The sequence below is a fragment of the Puia sp. P3 genome (genome assembly GCF_050632245.1).
In the GTDB taxonomy this organism is placed as follows: domain Bacteria; phylum Bacteroidota; class Bacteroidia; order Chitinophagales; family Chitinophagaceae; genus Puia.
Window position 1 is genome coordinate 5,117,022 of record NZ_CP192583.1, and the last position, 22,011, is coordinate 5,139,032.

The window sequence follows — 22,011 nt, forward strand, 5'->3', positions numbered from 1 at the left end:
CCACCCTACCCGTCGCCCCGCCCGACCCATCACTTCCTACCCCAGCGTCTGCGCAAACTGCATCCCCGACAACAACACTTTATCAAGCCCCTTCCGCTGGATCAGCACCTTGAATCTCCTCCCCATTTCCAGCAACAACATCCTCATCCGCCACATCCGCTGCTGCCGCGTAGCAGGGTCATGGTCCTCCGGACCCGCCGCCTCGATCTTCTGCAAATGATTCGTGATCCCCAGACCCTGCAGAAAATGCGTCTGGGTGGTATAGCCGCAGCACTCAAGCCCATTCATACGCCCCCAATAGTCGAGCGCGGAGAAATTGACATGGCTGGTAATATCCTGCTGTCCGATCAGATCGTATGGGTTGTGATTGATACGGTGCCCGTGATAACAGATCAGCGTCCCGTCTTTTTTGCCGTACAGCACGGAAGAAGGATACCCATAATCGATGGTAAGGATAAATCCTTTTTGCAGCCCTGCCGATATCTCCTTTATCCACTCCGTCGCTTCCAGATTGATCTCGGTTCGGTACCCCTTCGGCAAGACAACCCCCAGTTGATGCAGATAGTTCTTCAACGCTTCATCCGCCGGCCGCAGCACCTCCCGAAAACCATCTTCGTATTCTACAAACACTTCCATCAATTCATCCTCCATGACAACCTGATGAACTGAGAAATTATCCAACAGTTCATTGGAAAGTACAACACCGGTTAGCGGCGAGATCTCTGCGATCGACGCTACCCACTGCACTTTATCAGGCAACAGCAGTCTTTCGCGCTGCCGCATGGGCTCGCTCTTCTCTATGATATAGTAACACAATGAGGCATAAAGCTCTTCATTGGCGCTCAGCCGATGCAAAATATCCCGGCAAAGCAACCCGGTCCCCGCGCCATATTCGACCACCGTCAACGGCTGCCGTCCCAGCGCCTGCCACATTTCCTCCAGCTGGCTGGCCAGCATCTCCCCGAAAAGATGGGTAAGATAGGGACTCGTATAATAGTCACCCCCATGCCCCAGCCGCTCTCCCGTAGACATATAATATCCCTGACCGGGGTAGTAAAGGGCCATCTCCATAAAATCATGAAAAGAAAGAGCCCCTTCCTTCCGAATCTTTTCGACGACGATATCGGATAATGCCATAACTTTATTTTACCGTATCGCCTCAATTGGCATGCCGCCCCTTCCCGCCGTACACACTGGTACAATATTTTTCTCAAACCATAATTCAATCATCTCCATTATGGCACACTCCACAACGCAACCAGCGCCAGAAGCAAAGACCAAAGACCTCGAACAGCTCTGCATCAACACCGTTCGCGTCCTCTCCGCGGACGCCGTCCAGAAAGCCAACTCCGGCCACCCCGGCACACCCATGGCTATAGCGCCCATGGGACACGTACTCTGGTCAAAGATCATGCACTACAATCCGCAGCACCCCGACTGGCCTAACCGGGACCGTTTCGTCCTTTCCGCCGGCCACGCCTGCATGTTCCAGTACAGCTTCTTATACCTCACCGGCTACGACCTGAGCCTCGACGATATCCGCCAGTTCAGACAGCTGCACAGCAAAACCCCGGGGCACCCGGAATACGGCCTCACACCCGGCATAGAAGTGACCACCGGCCCGCTGGGACAGGGATTCGCCAACGGCATCGGCCTCGCCATCGGCCAGCGGCAGCTCGCCGCCCGCTATAACAAGCCAGGCTTTGAACTTTTTAACTATAATATCTACGCCATCTGCAGCGACGGTGACATGATGGAAGGCATCAGCTCGGAAGCCGCTTCTATGGCAGGCTACATGGGACTGGGCAACATCATCTACATCTACGACGACAACCACATCACCATCGAAGGAAATACAAATATTACGTTCAACGAAGACACCGCCATGCGCTTCGAAGCCTATGGCTGGCACGTACAGGTGCTCGACGACGGCAACGATATCGGCGCCATTGAGGAGGCCATAGAACGAGCCCAGCGCGAAACGACCCGCCCATCCCTCATAAAGGTCAGGACCCATATCGCCTACGGCAGCCCCAACAAAGTCGACACCGCCGGAGCACACGGCGCTCCCCTCGGCGCCGATGAAGTGAAATTGGTAAAGAAATTCTTTGGGTTCGAACCCGATGAGTCCTTCGTCGTACCCGGTCAGGTGCTGGAATACTACCGCAACGCGGGCTCCAAAGGCTTGCAGCTCGAGGCCGACTGGAACCGCCTCTTCGAAGCCTACAGAGAAAAATATCCCGAGCTGGCTACGGAATACGAGCTCGGCCTCCGGGGCAAGCTCCCCGCCGGCTGGGAAAAAAGCTGCCCTCCACATTCCAGCCTTCCGACGGAAAAGAAGGCAAACTTTCCACGCGCGTAGCCTCGGGCAAGGTCCTCAACAAGATCGCCTCGTCCCTGCCGCAACTCATCGGCGGCTCCGCCGACCTGGCCCCATCCACAGAGACCAATCTCAAAGACTATCCCTCCTTCTCCCCCCAGGACCCCGGCGGCCGGAACTTTCACTTCGGCATTCGCGAACACGCCATGGGCGCAGTCCTCAACGGCCTCGCCCTGACAAAAGGCATCGTCCCATTCGGCGCCACCTTCCTCATCTTCTCCGACTATATGCGCCCTCCCATCCGCCTCGCCGCCATCATGAAGATCAGACCCATCTTCGTATACACGCACGACAGCATCGGTCTCGGAGAGGACGGCACCACACACCAGTCCGTAGAACAGCTCGCCTGCCTGCGCAGCATCCCCAATATGATGGTCATCCGCCCCGCCGACGCCAACGAGACAACCCTCGCATGGAAAGCAGCCCTCCAGCACCAGGACGGCCCGGTAGCCCTCGTCCTCACCCGGCAGAACGTAGCCATAATCGAAATGGACAAATACAAAAAGACCGGTGACCTCAGCAACGGCGCCTATATCCTGTCCGAACCCGACCGCACACCCGAACTCATCCTCATCGCCACCGGCTCTGAAGTCGAACTCATCCTGCAGGCGCAGACAAAATTGAAAGAGAACGGCATCGCAGCCCGCGTCGTCAGCATGCCCTCATGGGAACTGTTCGAACGACAGGACGAAAGCTACAAACAAAAGATCCTGCCAAAAGGAATCAAGAAAAGACTTGCCGTGGAAGCCGCCTCACCAATGGGCTGGCAGAAATACACGACCGATGAAGGAGACATGATCGGCATGACGCGCTTCGGCGAATCCGCCCCGCCGCCGACCTTTTTAAGGAATTCGGCTTCACGGTAGACAATGTTGTAAACCGGGCCAAAAAGCTGCTGCGGGGCTAACGGATCGCCGCGGGCAGCACAGCAAAATCGGCCACCCACGCATCGTCCAGCCCCCAGCCCGCAAATCCGACCTCCTATAGTTCCGGACACCCGACATCTTTCAGCCCCCGGCACCCCGGGGGCTACCCTATTTCTCCCCCAGTTCTCTTTGATAATATCCCAATACTCCTTCCCATACCCAACCAAAATCTCACTGCCGGCAGGGATATTTTTCATCGAGACGATATACACCTTTTTACCCTCGATATGGTAGGTACTGTTATTCCTGACTCCCTCGGTCCGAACCAACCCTTTGGCGTCATTGGCATACCGCGCCAGAGCTTCCTTCGTATCGGCAGCATCAATCACATGGTTCCTGTTTACATAATAAATATACCCGTTCATACCATCCCGGGAATCCAGCTTCCTTCCAGGTAGTGACCTTGCCTTTGTATTCTACGATCTTTTTTCCTCTGGGAATATCCCTGGTCGTAAAGAGCCCCTTACCGGCACCCTTCAACGTCGAACGCTTGACAACAAGCTGCTTTTCCAATAACGGCATGTAGATAAAAATTAGAGACCGCGCAAATATAGGGCCTTGGCATCATAATACCTATCCCCCTACTTCTGTATCGTCAATCCAAAAGAGATCAGCGTATTACGGCCCCTCGTCCGCGTAAACTTACTATAAGAAAATGAAGAGGTCAGCGCCAGCCACTTATATAATTTAATGCCAACGCCGCCGTTCAGCCGCAGTATATAATCCCTCCAGTAGGCAAAACTGTTCTGCAAAAAGAACGTCCCATCCAGCGTATAACGGTCCTGGATCACAAAATGACCAAGCACGCGCAGAGAGTTTCGCACAGTCTGGTACCGGTCCCGCTGGAATACATTCCCATTCTGCCCGCCATATAGACTATCGTATAGATCACCCTTCTCGTATAGCGGGCCGTCACTAACGATCAGCGTGGCCGTTTTCTTATCGAAAATATTGTATCCTATCCCCAACCCCGCCTGCAGCTGATGATTGATCATCAGGGGAATGCTCGTATTGTAATTGGCCATCCCCCAATAGTAGGCATGCCTGAGTGTCTTATAAAGATTAAGCCCCAGCGAACCGGAATAATCATTATTCGTCAGCACGGCATTCTGCCTGCCATACAACCACGTGTTCGCAAAATCGACCGTAGCGCTCTTCTCGGCCATGCTTAGCTTAAGGCTGTTGCTCAGTACATAACTGTGGAGTGAATTGGTATTATTCAGCGTACCCGTACCCGAATAATTGTAGTGATAATGCACCGTATCCGTATGGTGGACAGAGTCCGCCGCCGCCTTCCTGTCCTGGCTCCGAACAACTGACGGTACCATCGATAAAACTAATAGGGATATCCATCTCACGAGAGGGAGAATATGCAATTCCCGAGCCATGCAGACAAAATACATTTTAATGCTCCCCGCGCACATTCCGCATTTTTGTTGAAGTTTTATCGCTAAATTGAGCGTTGAAACCTAACAAAACCAATGGACAAGCAAGCCATACTGGCTGCCATTATCGACTCTTCGGAAGACGCTATCATCAGTAAAACACTGGAAGGATACATCACCAGCTGGAACAACGCAGCCGAACACCTGTTCGGCTATCAGGAAGTCGAAGTCATTGGGAAACACATCTCCATTCTCATACCGAAAGACCGGCTGGCAGAGGAGGACATGATCATCGACAACATCCGCCACGGCCGGCGCGTACAGCATTTTCGGACGATCCGCGTTAGAAAGGACGGCTCTACCCTACCCATCTCTCTAACCATCTCGCCGGTCAAGAACGCCGACGGCACCATCATCGGCGCCTCCAAGATCGCCCGCGACATCTCCGACCAGGTAAGGGCCGAACTGGAAACCCAAAAACACCTGCGGAACCTCGAATACCTGCTCTCCGTAGGCCATACCCTCTCGGAAAAACTTGAGCTGCAATCCATCCTTCAGAAACTCACCGATATCACCACCCGCCTCACAGGCGCCGAATTCGGGGCATTCTTCTATAACAGGAAGGACAGCAACGGGGAAACCTATATGCTCTACACACTCTCAGGCGCGTCCAAAGAGGCTTTTAGCGGCTATAGCATGCCGCGCAACACGCCCTTGTTCAGCAAGACCTTCAATGGCGAAGGGATATTTCGGTCCGACGACATCCGCCTCGACCCGCGCTACGGCAACACCCCTCCCTACAATGGCATGCCCCCCGGACACCTGCCGGTCGTCAGCTACCTCGCCGTACCCGTGACCTCCACATCCGGCGAAGTCATCGGTGGCCTTTTCTTCGGCCATTCCCTCCCGGGAATGTTTACCGCCGAACACGAGAAACTGCTGGTAGGCATCGCCCCACAGGCCGCCGTCGCCATCGACAACGCCAAACTCTATGAAGAGGTCAAGACGCTCAGCTCCCTGAAGGACGAATTCATCGGCGTGGCCGGCCACGAACTCCGGACACCCATTACCACCATTAAAGGCTATTTACAATTGCTGGAAGACCAGGCCCCGCCCGGCTGACAAAAGATTTTATCGAAAAAGCGCTGAGGCAGGTCAACAAGCTGAACCGCCTCATCACCGACCTCCTTGATGTCACCCGCATCCACGCCGGCAAACTGGAATATTCCGCAAGGCGAACCTCCCTGACCCAACTGGTCAAAGAATGCATCGAGACCGTCTGGCAGATCAATACCAGCCATATCATTGAAAGCCGCATCCCCGAACAGGATGTCTTCGTTATGGCCGACTCCACCAAGATCGAACAGGTCCTCATCAATTTCCTCACCAACGCTATAAAATATTCCCCCCACGCCAACAAGATCTACATCGAGGTCACCCCCATCCCCCGGCAGATCATTCCATCCCATCGCCATTCCCCCGGCCACGTCCAAACCCGGCCAACCCAATCCCGGCCAACCCACCACCTCCGGACCATCATCGATCCTCACCCCCGGCCGCCCCACCCCCTCCGGACTATCCGCCTCCACCCCCGGCCACGTCATCGTCAGCGTCCGCGACTGCGGCATCGGCATCCCCAAACAACACCTCGAAAATATCTTCCACCGCTACTATCGTGTAAACCACTCCCATCACGCCATCAGCGGCACTGGGCATCGGCCTCTACATCTCCAAAGAGATCATCGACCGGCACAACGGTTCCATCTGGGCCGAAAGCTCAGAAGGCGAAGGCTCCACCTTCTACTTCTCCCTCCCCCTCGCCTAACTTCCCGGTTCACACCTGTCCCACACCAGTTCCCATTCCTTCACCCCTCACTGTTCACACCGTCAACGATTTACTCCCCCGTCAACGGTTCACTCCTCCCGCTTCAGAGGTTCACTCCCCCGTCAACGGTTCACTCCCCCCGTCAACGGTTCACTCCCCCCTCACGGTTCACTCCCCCCGCTTCAACGGTTCACCCCCCCCTCACGGTTCACCTCCCCCCGCGGTTCACACCCCTACTTCCCCCTCCCGGCTTCTTCCGCGGCTTCTCCAACGCATCCAGAGCCTCCTCATCCGAATTATCCTTCCTGGCCAACTCCCCCTCGTCCAGATCATCCGTAGGATCATCATCACTCAACTCCGGGTCTTTCAAAATATCCTTCTCCGCCTGCTCATATGCTTCCTTCACCGGATCCTTTTCCTTTGTCTTTTTACTTTGATTCGTTGTCATAATGGTATTTTTATGGTACATACAAAGTTAGGGCCTCAGGCTGGCATCTGCTTTGCGACCCCCTCAAATTATGGCGCTCAAAGAATACAGGAAAAAAAGGTCCTTCACCGACACACCCGAACCCCGGGGCGGGAAGCCCTCGGCTAAAGCTCTGCAATTCGTCGTCCAGAAACACGACGCCTCCCATCTTCACTACGATTTCCGCCTCGAAATGGACGGGGTCCTGAAAAGCTGGGCCATACCCAAAGGCCCCTCCCTCAACCCCGCCGACAAAAGGCTCGCCATGATGGTCGAAGACCACCCCTTCGACTACAAGGACTTCGAAGGCATCATCCCCGCCGGCAACTACGGCGCCGGTACCGTCATGGTCTGGGACGAAGGCACCTACGAACCCCTCGACCACTCCGACGGCAAAACCAAGGTCTCCCGACCCAAATCCTCCCCCAAAAAAGCGGCCGCAAAAACCGCCGGCAACGGATCCTCCTCCAAATCCACCATGGAGAAACTCCTCCTGCAAGAACTAAAGGACGGCTCCCTCAAATTCCGCCTCAACGGAAAAAAACTAAAAGGCGAATTCGCACTCGTCCGAACCCAGGGCCGGGGCGAAAACTCCTGGCTCCTCATAAAACACCGCGACCAGTACGCCTCCGACAAACCCATCACCGACAAAGACAAATCTGTCGTCTCCAACAAAACCCTCGAACAGATCGAAAAAAATCCCCGCTCCCGCCAAGTGGCAGAGCGACCGGTCCGCCAAATCCACCCCCAAAACCTCCCCCAAAACCGCCTCCAAATCCGCCCCCAAAATCTCCAAAAAATCCACCCCAACCCTCCCCACCAACCCCGGCCGCAAGGCCCCCATGCCCAAAGACATTTCCCCCATGCTCGCCACCCTCGTCGACAAACCCTTCGACGACGAAGGCTGGTCCTACGAAATAAATGGGACGGCTACCGCGCCCTCACCTACCTGAAAAAAGGAAAGATCGAGCTCCGCAGCCGCAACAATAAATCATTCGAAAAATATTACCCCATATACGAGGCCTTTAAAGACTGGTCCGTCGACGCCGTCTTCGACGGCGAACTCATCGTCCTCAACGACAAAGGCCAGTCCAACTTCAACGCGCTGCAGAACTGGCGCAGCGAAGCCGACGGCGAACTCATCTACTACCTCTTCGACCTCCTCTGGCTCGACGGCCGCGATCTCACCGGATTGCCCCTCTCCCAACGCCGCCAGCTACTCGAATCCATAGTTCCAAAAGAAGGCATCATCCGCTACAGCGAAAGCTTCGACGTCAGCGGAACGAAATTCTTCGCCGCCGCCCAGAAAGCCGGCCTCGAAGGCATCATGGCCAAAAAACAGACAGCTTCTACACCCCCGCCGTCCGCACCCGCGAATGGCTCAAGATCAAGACCGCCAGCCGCCAGGAGGTCGTCATCGGCGGATACACCCGCAACGAAGACAGCCCCAAACTCTTCAGCTCATTGCTGGTAGGGGTATTCGAAAAAAACAAACTCGTATATACAGGAAAGATAGGCACCGGCTTCACCGACAAAATGCAAAAGGAAATGATGCAGCAGTTCCGGCCCCTCGTTCAAAAAACTTCCCCCTTCAGTACCGTCCCCGATATCAACAAACCGTCCCGCTTCCGTCCCGAACCTCCCGACGCTAAAGCCACCTGGCTAAAACCCCAACTGGTCTGCGAGGTCTCCTTCCGCGAAATGACAGAAGACGGCGTCATGCGCCATCCCTCCTTCGAAGGCATGCGCGAAGACAAGAACGCCAAAGACGTAGTAAGAGAAAAGGCCCTCCATGTCTCCAAATCCCTCATCCAAACCCCTGAGCCTTCCGCCCAAACCACCCGGTCCAAAACTTCTACCTCTACCCGGTCCAAAGCCTCCGCCCAACCCCAAACCCCCGAACCCAAAAAAACATCCAAAACCTCCTCCTCCAACCCCTCCAACACCTCCGCGTCACCAAAATCTAAAACCATGTCCACCAAAACACAACCAGCCGCCAAATCACCGTCCCCATCCAGGTCCTCCACTCCCTCAAAGCAACTGACCAGACCCACGCCACCAGCCGACCGGAAAACACTCCTCAACCCATCCGAAGAAACCCAGACAAAAAAGATCAACGGACACGACATCCAGTTCACCAACCTCAGCAAAATATTCTGGCCTAAAGAAAAATATACCAAACGAGACCTGCTCAACTACTACTACCAGGTCGCCCCCTATATCCTGCCTTATATGAAGGACCGTCCCCAGTCACTCAACAGATTCCCCAACGGCATCACCGGCCCCAGCTTCTACCAGAAGAACGTCCTCGGCAAAGTCCCGGAATGGATAGAAACCTTCCCCTACCACAGCGAAGGCGACAAAGAAGACAAGGAATTCCTCGTCTGCACCGACGAAGCCAGCCTGCTCTATATGATCTCCCTCGGCTGCATCGAAGTCAATCCCTGGAGCAGTCGCGTCAAAACTCCTGACAACCCCGACTTCTGCATCATCGACCTCGACCCTGGAAAAAACACGAAATTCGAACAGGTCATCGAAGCCGCACAGATCACCAGACAAGTCCTGGAAACAGCAGGCATCACCTCCTACCCAAAGACCTCGGGCTCGACCGGCATACACATCTACTTCCCCCTCGGCGCCAAATATGACTACGAACACTCAAAGGAATTCGCCCGCGTCATCGTCCAACGCGTACAGGAAGAGATCCCATCCTATACTTCACTCGAACGAACGGTCTCCGCCCGCAAAGGACGCATGTACCTCGACTTCCTCCAGAACAGGCCACAGGCCACTATCGCGGCCGTCTACTCAGCCCGTCCCAAACCCGGGGCGACAGTATCTACCCCCTCGACTGGGACGAAGTAAAAAAAGGACTGAAAATATCCGACTTCACCATAAAGAACGTCCCCGACCGCCTGAAAGAGACGGGCGATCTTTATAAACCCGTACTCGGAAAAGGCATCGATATGGAAAAAGCCCTCGACCGCCTCACTCAAACCGCGTAACACCCCCAACCAACGCGCGTAAAACCGCTAACCCAATCCGCGTGACGCCGCTAACCCTTACCACATAAGCGATCTTCGGATACCGGTCCTTGATCTTCTCCCTGATTCCACCAATCCTGGCAGTTCTCCGAGACACCTTCTCCGATCAGAAGGCTCCTGCTCTCCCGCGCAAGCACAGCCGAAGTGAAAGTAAGAAGACAACCCACCAGCAGAGAAGCTACCCCATCCAGATACGGATTCTTCGTCCGTTCTACCACCCACAGCAGTACAAACACGACCATTATCCCCAACACCGCCGCACCGTCTTCGAACAATCCCATAAAATCGGCCGGATCCTTACTCATCCGGATAGCCTCCCACCACATGGCCGTATCTTGTAGAACATTGAGGACACTGCGCAATCTTTTCCTCAGCTCATTTCGTCTTTAAAACCCTATATCCATACCGCCTCGAAAACTGGCCCGCTTTTTACAGCAGTTCCACTGAACCAAAAATCATCGTATGGCAAAATATTCAAAAGGTGCACAGAAGAAGGTAGAAAAAGCCATGCACGAAAAAAAGCACGGCCAGCTGAAAAGCGGCAGCAGCGGCAAAAAAGTCAAAAACCGTAAACAGGCCATCGCCATCGGCCTCTCCGAAGCCCGCAAAGAAGGCAAAAAAGTCCCACCCAAAAAAACCGCCAAAAAAGCCTCCAAAAAAAGCGCACCAAAAAAGAAATCAGCCGCCAAAAAGAGAGGCGCACCAAAGAAAAAACGGCCCCCAGGAAAAAGCCGTTTCAAAAAAAGTCGGTAATCCAACCTCCAACCAATCAACCTCAACCGGGGCCAACAGACCCCGGCCACCCCCTCCTATATAGCAAATTCATTAAACTTCCTACTGTTATAGAACAACGGCAAACATGCCGCACTTACCCCACAGATCAGCACGATCCCCAGCAGCAACCCCCTGAACTCGTGGTTCACATGGACGTCCGCAAACCGCTGGATCATCTCCGTCTTCCACGCCAGGAACAACGTTACCGCAAGAAAGACGACCCCAAAGATCGCGTCCCCGCCACGCGCAACCCGCTTGAACAGATAGTAGATCATCCCGATGATCAGCAGGACCAGATTAATCCCAAAGATCAGCGACGATACATTGATAAATTCCGAAGGCACATACCCCGTAAAATCACGGTAAAAAATATTATAAGCCAGACAGATAACAGTGTCAATGATTCCAACAAAAAGCCCGGTCATCATAGTCCTGAAAAACACCGAATGTTCTTGTTCGTTAGCCATAACTTTAATTTTTATAGGTTCTCAATAATTTCCTTCCCTGCACCAGCATCCTCCGCGTCCTCGCCGGAGACTCATACAGATGCTCTTTCTGCCGCTGCCGGCTGTAATAGTTCAGCAGCGCCCGCGCGGTGATCATACCGAGCACCGCACCAGATTCATCTTTGACAGTCAGCACATCCGTATTGTGCTTACCCATCAGTTCAGCCGCATATCCCGCATCGTCGGTAGACAGTACAGAATGCCGCTCTTCCTCCACTTTCACGGGTATCACCAGCTCCTTCACCGTCACTCCCCGCAAAATATCCGGCTCATAAGCGTCCGGCGTCTTCACCCCCCGCCTCCTGATCTTCTCCGTCATGATACTCCCTTTCATCAAAAAGAAACTGACAAAATACGCCGCCACACAGGCTCCCAGCAAAGGCAGCAGACCGTTCATCTGACCCGTCGTCTCGAGGGAAAACACGATAGCGGTCAGCCAGGCGCGCGAAGCCCCGGCAAACATCGCAGCCATCCCGATCAGCGCACCCGTAGCGATATTGATTCCGCTGTTCGGAAAGACGTTCAGGATCACCCCCGCCATCAGCGCACCCAGCGCACCGCCAATCGTGAACAAAGGTGCCAGCGTCCCGCCCGAAGTCCCGCTGCCCAGCGAAATGGACCACGACAGATACTTCAGAAAACACAGACTCGCGACCACCGCCAGAGCCCCGTCTCCCTTCAACAGCCAGGTGATATTATCATAACCCACCCCCATCGTGCGGGGAGCGAAATAACCGACCACACCGATCGCTATCGCCCCTATCGCCGGCCACCACATCCAGTGGATCGGCAACTTCTCGAACATATCCTCGATCCAGTATACACTCCGCGACACCAGAGACGCGACGACACCAATAAAGGCGCCCATCAGCACGTACACCGCCAGCGCCCCGTCCGAAGGCGTAGGCACCGCCCCCATCGCAAACACGGGCTGATGCCCGAACAAAAGAATATGCATACCCGCGCCCGTCACACAGGCCAGCCCCACGGGGATCACCGACCTCGGCGAGAACTCGAACAGCAATAACTCGATCGCAAGCAGCACCGCCGCCAGCGGACTGCCGAATATCGCCGCCATACCCGCACAGGCGCCGGCCGCCAGAACGATCTTACGCTCGCTCGAAGAAATATGTATCCACTGACCGGTAACAGAACCAAGGGCCCCGCCGGTAGCGATAATAGGCCCTTCCGCACCGAAAGGTCCACCCGTCCCGATCGAGATAGCCGCAGACAACGGTTTCAAAAAGGTAATTGCAGGAGGTATCCGGCTCTCGCTCAGTATGATCTTCTCCATCGCTTCGGGGATACCATGCCCCCGATAGCCCGGCTGCCATAACGCGCCATAAACCCGACGATCACAGCCCCGACGATCGGGACCAGAATAACCAGCACACCCAATTGATTACCAGCGGGAGAAGCTTCCGCCACAGAGAACCGGCCGTAAAAAGAAAGATTCGTGATCAGGCTGATCAGATAGACCAGCCCCTTGGCTATTAGCCCAATAACAATCGCATTTACAATCACTTGTACACTCAGGTAAAAAACCCTTTTGTTCACCGGCGCACCCCTCCGCGCCGACAGCCGGATGGCATCGACGTCACCAAGGGAAGTGGAAAGGGGTATTCGGTCACCATTATTTCTCATGCCCGCAAAATTATTGCACAAATCATCTTTTTCAAAGTTAACGCTGTTATTTTTACAAAATAATATTAAATACGCAATATTTTATACCACCCCAAATCAAATCCAATCCAATTCCTTATTATTACACCATGCTAAAAGTACCGTGTGGCCTCGACGACTGTTTCCTTTGTCAGCACTGCATCCCCGAGTGGAAAGAACTCATCGCCATAAAAAAATCGACTTTTGTCATAAAAAGGGCAAACCCATCTTCCAGATCGGCGAAAAGGTCCAGGGCATCTTCTTTATTTATTCTGGCGCCGCCAAGATCCACGCCCCATGGACAGACAACAAAGAGCTGATCATCCGCTTCGCCATCGCCGGCGACATCGTCGGCCACCGTGGTCTAAGCAGCAATCCCCGGGCCCCCATCGACCCCGGCACGCCCCCAAAAACCGGCACCCCCGAAAAACCAGCCACCCCCGATAAAACCACCCCGGTGCCCCCGGACCTCACCTACCCCGTCTCCGCCACCGCCCTCGAAGACACCACCGTCTGCTTCATCCCCAACGACTTCTGGGAGGCCTCCCTAAAAGCCAACCCCTCCCTCACCTACACCCTCATGCAGTTCTACGCCACCGAGCTCCAGAAAGCCGAACACCGCATGCGCAATCTCACCCACCAGGAAGTAAAAGGGAGAATAGCCGACGCCCTCCTCGACATCAGCCGCACCTTCGGCCACAACCCCGACCAGTTCCTCGCAATTACCCTCACCCGCCAGGACATAGCTTCCTACGCAGGCACGACCTACGAAACCGTTTTTAAATTTTTTACGGAACTAATAGAGAAAAAGATAATCACAACAGAAGGGAAAAATATAAAGATCAACCAGCCGGACATGCTGGCCGCCTATGTCAAATGAGCCTTGAGATAAAAATCACCCGCAAGCATGCGCACCTTCGCCTCCCTCCTCCCCGACTCGTCCACCATCGCCTGACTGTCCGCCCCCTCCCGCCCCGCATAGGTCTCAACGATAACAGCCATATCATGCCAGTCTCCAATGGCGTCCTGCAGCCTGTCCAGGTAATCCTTATCCAGCCTAATCTCCTGCGCCAGCGCCGGCGGCAATAACTTCTCCACGTACAACAGCTCCTTTATCCGTTTGCGCGCCTCATGCAGCAGATCCCCGCTCGCCGTCACCAGGACGCTTATCTTGATAAGTCTCGAGGCATACCAGTCTTTGATACAACGGCTCCGCACGGCATGAAGATCCGCCTGCAGCCGCCGCCCCGCCTTCTTCCCCTTCTTCTTATACTCCTCCGACCGCTCATTAAAAACTACCTCCGCCTCCTTCTGCAGCCGCTCCTGCCGCTCACTATACTCCGCAAACGACACCTCAAATTGTTTAAGCAGTTTCAGACTATTCCCCGCATCCCTGATCTTTCCCGCCTGACGGAACATCTTCTTAAACGGCCCGAAATCTTTCACGATCCGCTTGTCCGAACACGCCTTCATCATCTGCACAAAAGCCTTCACCTTCTTTATATTCAGCCTCAGCTGATGTATGGCCTCCGGATCCCCCGATTCGCCAAATACATGCAGCTGAAGAAGCCACTGCTTCTCCTTCTTCGTCAGGTATTTCTTTTGTCTTTTTTGGAAAGCATATCTCCCTCCCTGCAGGTGAACCCTCACCATAATTCAGCCGGTATATTTTTGTTGTATAAACTCGAGTACCTTCCTCCTCCCCGCCGCTGCATCCCCCATCTCCTCAGCCTCCTCACCCACCTTCGCCAGGCTCCTCGTCATGAACAGTCCCCCTGAACCAATTCGTAAGATCCTTTCTCTTTAGGTGATACACCCACGTGTCGATATCAACCCCCTTCGCTATATGCAAAAACATCAGTAAATTATTCGCCACCAGATTCAACCGCCCTTCCTCACCTTTGAATACAAAACTATTCTCGCCCATCTCCCCCTGCGCATATTTCTTCTTATGCCGCTGCTGCAACTCGCTTCGGCTGATTATAACGCACCACCGCCGGCGGACCGCCGCCCCTCTCCCACACACAGACCTCTCCCTTCTCCAAAGCCGGGATCGCCGCAGGCACCTCCTCCCCCACCAGTTGTCCGAACTGCTCAAAAGGATATCCCGAATTTTCCCCAATCGTAATGATCATCCCGATCTTCGACATCGCTTCCCCATGCAGGGCATGCGGCGACGTACTTACTACTATAAAGTTAGAAAAATCCGACGGCATCTTCGCTGTCGGCATTCCCGACGGGGACGGCACCAGATGATGCGCCTCATCCAGTATCAGCCAGTGCGGTCTCGAATAATCTTTCCTCAGCTGCACCAGCACGGACAACAGCCGGGAGAAGAATTCCGGCCGGTCATCCAGCGGCACCGACAAGGTGCAGATGACGAGATTCCGCGACGGGTCCTTCAGCAGCTGCTCGATCTCATCCACCGGCGGCAGCGACCGTTCATTCCCGATGACCGTCGCCCCCGGCAGCTCCCGGTAATCCCCCTCGGGATCGATCAAACAATACTGATACCCCTTCTTCATGAACCCCTCGATGATAGCGATGGTAAAGGTCGTCTTCCCGCTGCTCCGAAGCCCCCGCCAGCAGGATACCACTGCGCCAGGGGCTGATGCCGAACGGCCGCCCGTCCCTGTAATTTCCCAGCCCGATATAGTGTCGGGTCAGATGCTCATCCAGTCCCGCAAGATCTTCCTCCACAAGCCGGTCGATCGGCTCGCGATACCCCGGCGCCATGCCCGTCAGGCGTCACCCAGTCCGCAACCTGCTTCAGGGACGGTAAGGCATTCCCCACCGCTACAGCCGCCTCGGCTGCCTGCAGCAGCGAACTGTCGTTCTCCGCATCACCGACGCCGACCACATTATGCGCCGACAGCTGCAGCCGGTGCAACAGCGCCTGCAAGCCCGTCGCCTTATTGATACCCGGCGGCAGGATCATCACCGCCCCCTTGTTGAAGATCACCTGATGCTCGCAACCCGATTCCCGGATGACCTCGAGCACCTCCTGCTCGTGCGGCACCCAGTCGCCACGATCACCCTCCCCACCGACAACGGATGCACACCCTTCCGCTGCAGCTCACGCACAAACTCCGGCCCCGGACCCTGCCCCAGCAGCTGCTCCTCACCGGTAGCCGTGTCGTACAGGACCGCCCCGTTCTCCGCGACGATATGATCGAAAATTTTATACCCGGGAAAAACAATCACGAGGTCTTTCATCTCCCGCCCCGTGACCAGCACCAGCTTCCGGCCCGTGGACTTCAGCAGATTCAGCTTTTCGATGATTTCGGGAGTGACAAGACCCTGGTCGGCAAGCGTGCCGTCATAGTCAGAGGCCAGTACCAGATAACGCATATCAGTCTCCGGCAAGGCCGGCATTTTCTATATAGTGTTTGAAATGGTGGATATCCGCCTCGATCTTGTCTTTGAACAACGGCGTCAGCAGCCTCCCCTATCCGCTCGCCGGCGACGCCCATCGGTGCACGATAAGAGACCATCACGTCGATACGCGTAGCCCCGCCGGGAGTATCCGAAAAATTGATCTTGGCCGTGTTCTCGATCGCCGCCCCATCAACGGAATGCCAGGAGAGCTCTTCATCCTTAATATCTTTCACGATCCTCGATTCCCACCGGACATCGCCCATCCCAAAAGGCAAATGCAGCTTCCAGGCCGAGGTCATCGGGTCGATGACGTCGATATGATCGATATGTTTCATAAATAACGGGAGGTTCTCCATATTTCGCCAGAACGCATAGACCTCCGCCCGCGGCTTGTTCACGACCACCTGCGAACGGACATTGAGGTTCGACCCGTGTTCCAGCGACGAAGCCCTCCTGAACAGGGACGTCAGTGGACAATGCCCCGAAACAGCACGGTACAGAAGATAGCCGCCTCCCGCCACCAGCAGGCTGTCGATCCGGTGCCTCTTCGCAACGAAATATAACAACAACGACCCCGCGACGGCGGACAGCGCACGCTCGCCCTCACCTATACTGTGACCCGGCCTGCCCACCGGTATATCCTGCTGTATCATAGGAGTTTTTTGAGAGGATATGCAATTGCCATTCCCTAATGCCCCAGCGAATCGGGTGGCACTCCCGCCCTGTCCTCCCCATTCTGCGCCGGCGGCGAGGACGCAGGCGTCACGGGTTCACTGATATAAGTATTCCGCCTCCCCCATACCACTTACCCGCAAAAAAAGACACTACGATCACAAATATGACGACGATTAGCATCACATACCTCCTCCGGTTGTAACGCCCGAACTGATCCTGATTGGACATAAAAACCCTTTACTCTTTCTTAAGCAACCCGTGTACCAGCGCCTTCCACTTGCAGCTTCGAAAGCCCAATAGCACCCAACGACCCCACCACCCTGTTTCTCAGTTTATCCGGATTCTCCGTCAACCTGTCGTTCGGCACCTCATTTCGGCCATAGACCGTCATTGACACCCTTTTCCCCTTCCGCTCCAGCACAAACGCTACTAGTCGCCGAGTCCTCCGGGAAATGCGCCGGCTGGGCGCCCTCCTGCACCGGCGGCGCAGGCGAAGGACGTACCTGTATCAGAAACAGCTCGTCCGCCTCACTACTCACCGGCTGCTCGACCTTCTCGACCTGCACCCAGTCATATCCCCTCCCCTCCTGCGGACCCGGCCCCGGTATATCGATACGGACAAAATCGTTTACCGCCGCATGCCCCTGCAGGTCATGCCCCATGTCGTCGGCCAGCTGAAAACCCGCCGCCAGCGACCCGCACATATCCGTCCACTCATTCACATCCAGCATCCGCTCGGACGCCCGCTCGAATATATAACGGGCATCCTCCTCCCGCTCAACCTCCACAGCCGCGGCCGTCTCCGTCGCCTCCCCCTCACCTGAGGAGGCAACAACCCCTCAATATGGTCAGGCACCGTCCCCCCATCCACCGCTTTCTCCTCCGTCGAAGCCCACCGTATCGCCTCATCCAGATGTTCCGTGGAGAACCCCCTGTATTCACCCGGTAATAAATGGCTGATCGCATCCGTGAACCGGCGGATCCGCTCCACATCCGAAATGATCGCCACTTTGTGCCAGCGCGCAAACCCCTTAATCCCCATCCAGATGTCCCGCAACCAGGCCCCGGCAGAGAAGTTTTTTAGGGATGTATCTACATAAAAGACAAAATTGAGATGACCAAAGGTCTCTACATGACGACGAATCTCGGGGAACACCACGTTCTCGTAGTCCTCGTGGGTCACTTCCCCGCTCGCCCTGAAGCCCGCTACATTGGGAGGAATACCAGTGTAAAATTCCGATCATGGAAGGCTTTTTTTATTCCAGAAAGTTACAAAAGTCCTGCCAGTGAACACAAATTACCCGATCACGTATGCAGACCTCTCTTCCCGTAAAAAAAATTTGATTTTTTTACCCGTCCTTTCTTACCTTGTCCTATGTTACGACTTTAGCAATCACCCTTAAAATCTCTGCCTATGTATGATTTTTAAAGGCTGGTGATGAGGTAACCTTTCCTGGCTTGTTGGATATCAAGCTAATCGTTGAAGAGGTACATGAAAACAGAGGTAACGTCCGTTGTAAATACTATGACGACCACCTCAGAAGATTCATCAAGCTCACACTCCCTGCTGACGCGCTCATCCCTTGCCCAAAAGCGCAGAAGAAAATGCTAAAGGTCTCTGTTAACAAGTAGTAGCAAAAAAACAAACCCCCGCGCCGTATCGGCGCAGGGGCAGAAATTTACCCTCAACCTGTTCTCTAGCCCTTCGGGTTCAACGCCTGCCGGATTCTGTCGGCCAGGTCCCTGGAGATGGTATTTGCTCAACCGGTCCGCTGCCAGCGGTATCGCGGCCAGCAGACTGCTCCGGAGACCTGTCAGCTCTGCCTTCGCAATGGAAGGCAGGTCGGTGTTCTTGGTATTGGGGCCGAAAAGGATCATTATGCCCCCGTCACCGGTGGCGTTGCAGGATTGACAATGGAGATCAGCGACTCCACATAGGTCTTCTGCAGATTCCTCCGGTAGACGTCGATGGCCCTGTGCGTTACCAACTCTTTCCAGACACCCTTCCGCGTATCATCCAGCAGTTCATCCACCGTATACGCCTTCGCGGCGCCATACCGGTTAGTCGACTGCAGCAGATTGTTCAGCCTCGAAGACGACAGCAGACTGCCCAGCACCCCCGTCTGCACTGATCCCACCGGGTCACCCGCGGAAGGACTGCTGATCTTATTCAGAATATCGTTGTCCAGCAGCCAGCGCGGAGTCTCGAACAGCTGGGCATTCAGAAATGCAACCGCTTCCCGCTGACGCGCCTTCGGCGCCGGCTCGTATACATCCCCGGGCTCCTCCACGCTGCGGATGGTCTCACAGACCCCTCCCACATTCCTCAGCACATGGCCCATATAACGGCCGAACTGCGCCACCACCTGCTTGTACATATCGGAAAGATTGTCGTATTTATCACCCTCTTCCTTCGTCCATACCTCGAGGTTAGGCAGTATCCGCTGCAGATTCTTTATTCCGTATTCACCCGCCTTCATACTGTTATCACCAAGGTCCTCCATCTGAGCGCGCGGATCGCCATTGAAACCTTCCCCGCCAAACCACAACCGCGGATTGGACTTCAGGCTGTCGATGATCCATTTATTGACGACCTTCGCGTCCTCTTTCGGCGTCCTGCCCCCCGACCAGGAATACCCCCACTGGATCGCCCAGCGGTCGTACTCGCCGATCCGCGGGAAAAGATCGACCTCCGGAATATTATCCTGCGGCTGCGCCACATAGTTGAACCGCGCATAGTCCATGATAGAAGGTGTATGGCCATGCACATCCAGCCAGGCCTTGTCCCGCAGCTTCTCCACGGGGACCGTACTGCTGCTGCCCATATTATGCCTCAACCCCAGCGTATGACCCACCTCATGAGAGGAGACGAATCGGATGAGCTGCCCCATCAGACTGTCATCCATATGCATCTTCCTCGCCCTCGGATCGACCGCCGCCGTCTGCACCATATACCAGTCGTGCAGTATCTCCATCACGTTATGGTACCAGCCGATATGACTTTCGATGATCTCCCCGCTCCTCGGATCGTGAACATTTGGCCCATAGGCGTTTTCGATGTCCGAAGCAAAATAACGCAGCACAGAATAACGCGCATCCTCCAGGCTCATGGTACTGTCATTCTCCGGCCACTCCCTCGCCTCGATGGCGTGCCTGAAACCGGCTTTCTCGAAGGTCTGCTGCCAGTCGTTGACACCCTGTATCAGATAGGGAACCCACTGCCTCGGCGTCGCCGGATCGATATAGTACACGATCGGCTTCATGGGCTCTACCAACTGTCCCTTCTCCCATTTCTCCCGGTCCTCAGGCTTCGGCTCCAGCCGCCAGCGAACGATGAACTCCTGATTGTCGATCTTCTGCTGATCGTCGCTGTAGACGGTATAGTCCTCGGCAAAATAACCCACCCGCTTGTCGAATAAGCGCTTGGACATCGGCGTTGCCGGCAAAAGAATCAGCGAAGTGTTCAGCTCCAGCGTAATGGCCCCCGCCGCATCGGTCGGCGAGGAGATGGATATACCAAAAGGCGAAGGCATCCCTCCACCGGTGGAAAAGGTCTTCACACTCCTGATCTCGGTATTGATCGGAAAAGTATTGATATGTTCGATATACGACCGGTCCGCAGCAAGACCACCCAGCTTCATCCTGCCCTTTATCGCAGGCGGAATGCTCACGATCAGATTGTCCCCCCTGAAATAGTCCGTCACGTCTATGACGATACTCGTTGAGTCCTTTCCGTAAGCCTTGATCTCGAAAGCCGCAGCGATCGGGTTCACATTCGAATTCCGTACCGCCTTGTAGATCTTGTTCGACGAGTCGGCCATACTGACCAGCGTCACAACGCGCAGGAACAGCGTATTGGCCGGCCCTTTCTCCCACTCCAGCGTCTGCTGGTTGGCAAGCTCCCCGCCATAGACACCGCCACCGGCCGTCTTGCCAAATCGGGTAATGGCCATGAACTCCCGCAGCAGCATGGAATCCGGGATCTCGAAATACCATTTATCCTCGACCTTGTGTACCGTGAACAGTCCCTTATGCGTCACGGCCTTGTCCGTTATCACGTCCTTATATGGCTTGATCCCGGACTTGGGCAGCGAAAAAGGAGGAAAGCTCGGAGGTTTGGGTTTTGAGGTATCCGTCTGGACAGGACTAGCCGGCTTCTTTTGAGCATATGCGAGCGAGGACAAAGCAACCGCTACTACAAATAGGAATTTCTTCATCCGGTGAAACTATCAATTTTTCCCAATACATATACCTTCCGCACCCCGAATTCGTTTATTGTTCAAACTTTTAACAAAACCCAGATCCATGAGACCGACCCTTATCACCCTTGTCCTCATCACTACACTCTCCTCGGCCACCAGCCCTGACCCCGGCGTGATCCACAACCCCGCCGTGAACCATAATCAATCCCCAAAAACACCCCCCGGCGAAGACGTCCACGCCAAACTCATCCAGGGCCGCCACCGCTCAGTCCTCGCCTACGCCGGCCCCACCCACTCCTTTACCTTCGACATCCCCTATAAATCGGTCAAACCCTCCGACGTCCCCGGCTTTGTCACCATCGAAAAACAGATCGTCCAGGCCACCCTCGTCCCGGCCGGTAAATCCCTCCAAAGCCGCCTCTGCGGCCCGGAAAAAGAAAAAGAACTGCTGACAAAATACATGAACTACGAGCTCAGCTACTATAAAAAGAAGCTCAAACAGAACTATTCCCAGCTTTCCACCGAATGGATGACCATCCACGGCCGCACATTCCTCGTATGGTATTTCAATATGCCCGGGAACTACAAGCTGGTCAGCCGTCAGGTCTACGTCTCCACCCTCTTCGACGACCAGGTCGTGGACCTCAACGCACCCGTATTCAAAATGGACGACTGGGGCAACGCCCGCGCTATCCTCGTCCGCCTCGCTGGCGCCATGCAGACCTTCGACAAACACCTCGACCTCGCCGCCCTCGAGACAAGACTAAAGAAATAGCCGTAACTTGAGG

The 22,011-nt window shown here is 54.9% G+C and carries 28 protein-coding genes; 9 read left to right on the forward strand and 19 right to left on the reverse strand.

Features of this window, described 5'->3' with window-relative positions; translation table 11 throughout:
* Positions 1-36: 36 nt before the first annotated feature.
* The gene (locus ACQ86N_RS31985; RefSeq protein ID WP_431210575.1) at positions 37-1,137 is read right to left on the reverse strand and encodes a class I SAM-dependent methyltransferase; all 1,101 of its coding nucleotides are present in this window, start codon (positions 1,135-1,137) and stop codon (positions 37-39) included.
* A gap of 100 nt (positions 1,138-1,237) precedes the next feature.
* On the opposite strand from ACQ86N_RS31985, the gene ACQ86N_RS31990 reads away from it, so the two are divergent.
* Positions 1,238-2,362 (forward strand): hypothetical protein, encoded by a 1,125-nt coding sequence (locus ACQ86N_RS31990; RefSeq protein ID WP_431210576.1) that lies wholly within the window; start codon positions 1,238-1,240, stop codon positions 2,360-2,362.
* A gap of 35 nt (positions 2,363-2,397) precedes the next feature.
* Positions 2,398-3,246: a transketolase-like TK C-terminal-containing protein gene (locus tag ACQ86N_RS31995; RefSeq protein ID WP_431217683.1), complete on the forward strand. Its 849-nt coding sequence runs from the start codon at positions 2,398-2,400 to the stop codon at positions 3,244-3,246.
* A gap of 381 nt (positions 3,247-3,627) precedes the next feature.
* Here ACQ86N_RS31995 and ACQ86N_RS32000 read toward each other — a convergent pair whose 3' ends face one another.
* Positions 3,628-3,828, reverse strand: a complete 201-nt coding sequence (locus ACQ86N_RS32000) for an SET domain-containing protein (RefSeq protein ID WP_431210577.1) — start codon at positions 3,826-3,828, stop codon at positions 3,628-3,630.
* Positions 3,829-3,887: 59 nt separating this feature from the next.
* A complete protein-coding gene (locus ACQ86N_RS32005) occupies positions 3,888-4,634 on the reverse strand; it encodes a DUF481 domain-containing protein (protein ID WP_431210578.1) in 747 nt (248 codons plus the stop codon).
* A 153-nt stretch (positions 4,635-4,787) separates the two neighbouring features.
* Here ACQ86N_RS32005 and ACQ86N_RS32010 point away from each other — a divergent pair, with 153 nt between their 5' ends.
* Positions 4,788-5,813 (forward strand): PAS domain S-box protein, encoded by a 1,026-nt coding sequence (locus tag ACQ86N_RS32010; RefSeq protein ID WP_431210579.1) that lies wholly within the window; start codon positions 4,788-4,790, stop codon positions 5,811-5,813.
* Here the strand turns inward: ACQ86N_RS32010 and ACQ86N_RS32015 are convergent.
* Complete coding sequence (locus ACQ86N_RS32015; RefSeq protein ID WP_431210580.1) at positions 5,774-6,241, reverse strand: hypothetical protein; 468 nt, start codon at positions 6,239-6,241, stop codon at positions 5,774-5,776. The genes ACQ86N_RS32010 and ACQ86N_RS32015 overlap by 40 nt on opposite strands.
* A 191-nt stretch (positions 6,242-6,432) precedes the next feature.
* Here ACQ86N_RS32015 and ACQ86N_RS32020 point away from each other — a divergent pair, with 191 nt between their 5' ends.
* The gene (locus ACQ86N_RS32020; RefSeq protein ID WP_431217684.1) at positions 6,433-6,516 is read left to right on the forward strand and encodes a hypothetical protein; all 84 of its coding nucleotides are present in this window, start codon (positions 6,433-6,435) and stop codon (positions 6,514-6,516) included.
* A gap of 208 nt (positions 6,517-6,724) precedes the next feature.
* Here the strand turns inward: ACQ86N_RS32020 and ACQ86N_RS32025 are convergent, their stop codons facing one another.
* Positions 6,725-6,964: a hypothetical protein gene (locus tag ACQ86N_RS32025; protein ID WP_431210581.1), complete on the reverse strand. Its 240-nt coding sequence runs from the start codon at positions 6,962-6,964 to the stop codon at positions 6,725-6,727.
* A 70-nt stretch (positions 6,965-7,034) separates the two neighbouring features.
* Between ACQ86N_RS32025 and ACQ86N_RS32030 the strand changes: the two genes are divergently transcribed.
* Complete coding sequence (locus ACQ86N_RS32030; RefSeq protein ID WP_431210582.1) at positions 7,035-8,456, forward strand: DNA polymerase ligase N-terminal domain-containing protein; 1,422 nt, start codon at positions 7,035-7,037, stop codon at positions 8,454-8,456.
* Positions 8,447-9,847, forward strand: coding sequence for a non-homologous end-joining DNA ligase (gene ligD, locus ACQ86N_RS32035; RefSeq protein ID WP_431210583.1), 1,401 nt, complete (start codon positions 8,447-8,449; stop codon positions 9,845-9,847). The genes ACQ86N_RS32030 and ligD overlap by 10 nt, the downstream gene beginning before the upstream one ends.
* A gap of 190 nt (positions 9,848-10,037) precedes the next feature.
* Here the strand turns inward: ligD and ACQ86N_RS32040 are convergent, their stop codons facing one another.
* Complete coding sequence (locus ACQ86N_RS32040; RefSeq protein WP_431210584.1) at positions 10,038-10,388, reverse strand: cation transporter; 351 nt, start codon at positions 10,386-10,388, stop codon at positions 10,038-10,040.
* Positions 10,389-10,533: 145 nt separating this feature from the next.
* On the opposite strand from ACQ86N_RS32040, the gene ACQ86N_RS32045 reads away from it, so the two are divergent.
* Positions 10,534-10,779 (forward strand): DUF6496 domain-containing protein, encoded by a 246-nt coding sequence (locus tag ACQ86N_RS32045; protein WP_431217685.1) that lies wholly within the window; start codon positions 10,534-10,536, stop codon positions 10,777-10,779.
* Between the two features lie 56 nt (positions 10,780-10,835).
* Here the strand turns inward: ACQ86N_RS32045 and ACQ86N_RS32050 are convergent, their stop codons facing one another.
* The 3 genes from ACQ86N_RS32050 to ACQ86N_RS32060 are packed head-to-tail and all read right to left on the reverse strand — an operon-like array spanning position 10,836 to position 12,950.
* On the reverse strand, positions 10,836-11,267 hold the full coding sequence (locus ACQ86N_RS32050) for a hypothetical protein (protein WP_431210585.1): 432 nt from the start codon (positions 11,265-11,267) through the stop codon (positions 10,836-10,838).
* Between the two features lie 4 nt (positions 11,268-11,271).
* Entirely contained in the window at positions 11,272-12,600 is a 1,329-nt protein-coding gene (locus ACQ86N_RS32055) for a chloride channel protein (RefSeq protein ID WP_431210586.1), read from the reverse strand.
* Positions 12,582-12,950, reverse strand: coding sequence for a hypothetical protein (locus ACQ86N_RS32060; protein ID WP_431210587.1), 369 nt, complete (start codon positions 12,948-12,950; stop codon positions 12,582-12,584). The genes ACQ86N_RS32055 and ACQ86N_RS32060 overlap by 19 nt, the downstream gene beginning before the upstream one ends.
* A 187-nt stretch (positions 12,951-13,137) precedes the next feature.
* Here ACQ86N_RS32060 and ACQ86N_RS32065 point away from each other — a divergent pair, with 187 nt between their 5' ends.
* A complete protein-coding gene (locus tag ACQ86N_RS32065; RefSeq protein ID WP_431210588.1) occupies positions 13,138-13,848 on the forward strand; it encodes a Crp/Fnr family transcriptional regulator in 711 nt (236 codons plus the stop codon).
* On the opposite strand, the gene ACQ86N_RS32070 is transcribed toward ACQ86N_RS32065, so the two are convergent.
* The 10 genes from ACQ86N_RS32070 to ACQ86N_RS32115 form a co-directional block, all read right to left on the reverse strand.
* Positions 13,836-14,621 carry a CHAD domain-containing protein gene (locus ACQ86N_RS32070; RefSeq protein WP_431210589.1) on the reverse strand — a complete coding sequence of 262 codons (786 nt, stop codon included), beginning with the start codon at positions 14,619-14,621 and terminating at the stop codon, positions 13,836-13,838. The genes ACQ86N_RS32065 and ACQ86N_RS32070 overlap by 13 nt on opposite strands.
* Before the next feature lie 82 nt (positions 14,622-14,703).
* Positions 14,704-14,934 (reverse strand): hypothetical protein, encoded by a 231-nt coding sequence (locus ACQ86N_RS32075; protein WP_431210590.1) that lies wholly within the window; start codon positions 14,932-14,934, stop codon positions 14,704-14,706.
* A complete protein-coding gene (locus ACQ86N_RS32080; protein WP_431210591.1) occupies positions 14,918-15,565 on the reverse strand; it encodes a hypothetical protein in 648 nt (215 codons plus the stop codon). Before ACQ86N_RS32080 ends, ACQ86N_RS32075 begins: the two co-directional genes overlap by 17 nt.
* Positions 15,566-15,639: 74 nt before the next feature.
* Positions 15,640-15,969 carry an HAD family hydrolase gene (locus ACQ86N_RS32085; RefSeq protein WP_431210592.1) on the reverse strand — a complete coding sequence of 110 codons (330 nt, stop codon included), beginning with the start codon at positions 15,967-15,969 and terminating at the stop codon, positions 15,640-15,642.
* The gene (locus ACQ86N_RS32090) at positions 15,927-16,319 is read right to left on the reverse strand and encodes an HAD family hydrolase (protein WP_431210593.1); all 393 of its coding nucleotides are present in this window, start codon (positions 16,317-16,319) and stop codon (positions 15,927-15,929) included. Before ACQ86N_RS32090 ends, ACQ86N_RS32085 begins: the two co-directional genes overlap by 43 nt.
* On the reverse strand, positions 16,235-16,999 hold the full coding sequence (locus ACQ86N_RS32095; protein WP_431210594.1) for an SRPBCC family protein: 765 nt from the start codon (positions 16,997-16,999) through the stop codon (positions 16,235-16,237). The genes ACQ86N_RS32090 and ACQ86N_RS32095 overlap by 85 nt, the downstream gene beginning before the upstream one ends.
* Before the next feature lie 390 nt (positions 17,000-17,389).
* Positions 17,390-17,752, reverse strand: a complete 363-nt coding sequence (locus ACQ86N_RS32100) for a hypothetical protein (protein WP_431210595.1) — start codon at positions 17,750-17,752, stop codon at positions 17,390-17,392.
* A complete protein-coding gene (locus ACQ86N_RS32105) occupies positions 17,740-18,243 on the reverse strand; it encodes an STAS/SEC14 domain-containing protein (RefSeq protein WP_431217686.1) in 504 nt (167 codons plus the stop codon). Before ACQ86N_RS32105 ends, ACQ86N_RS32100 begins: the two co-directional genes overlap by 13 nt.
* 386 nt (positions 18,244-18,629) lie before the next feature.
* Complete coding sequence (locus ACQ86N_RS32110; RefSeq protein ID WP_431210596.1) at positions 18,630-18,899, reverse strand: hypothetical protein; 270 nt, start codon at positions 18,897-18,899, stop codon at positions 18,630-18,632.
* A complete protein-coding gene (locus ACQ86N_RS32115; protein ID WP_431210597.1) occupies positions 18,899-21,238 on the reverse strand; it encodes a zinc-dependent metalloprotease in 2,340 nt (779 codons plus the stop codon). Before ACQ86N_RS32115 ends, ACQ86N_RS32110 begins: the two co-directional genes overlap by 1 nt.
* An 88-nt stretch (positions 21,239-21,326) precedes the next feature.
* On the opposite strand from ACQ86N_RS32115, the gene ACQ86N_RS32120 reads away from it, so the two are divergent.
* Positions 21,327-21,998 (forward strand): hypothetical protein, encoded by a 672-nt coding sequence (locus tag ACQ86N_RS32120; RefSeq protein ID WP_431210598.1) that lies wholly within the window; start codon positions 21,327-21,329, stop codon positions 21,996-21,998.
* Positions 21,999-22,011: the final 13 nt, after the last annotated feature.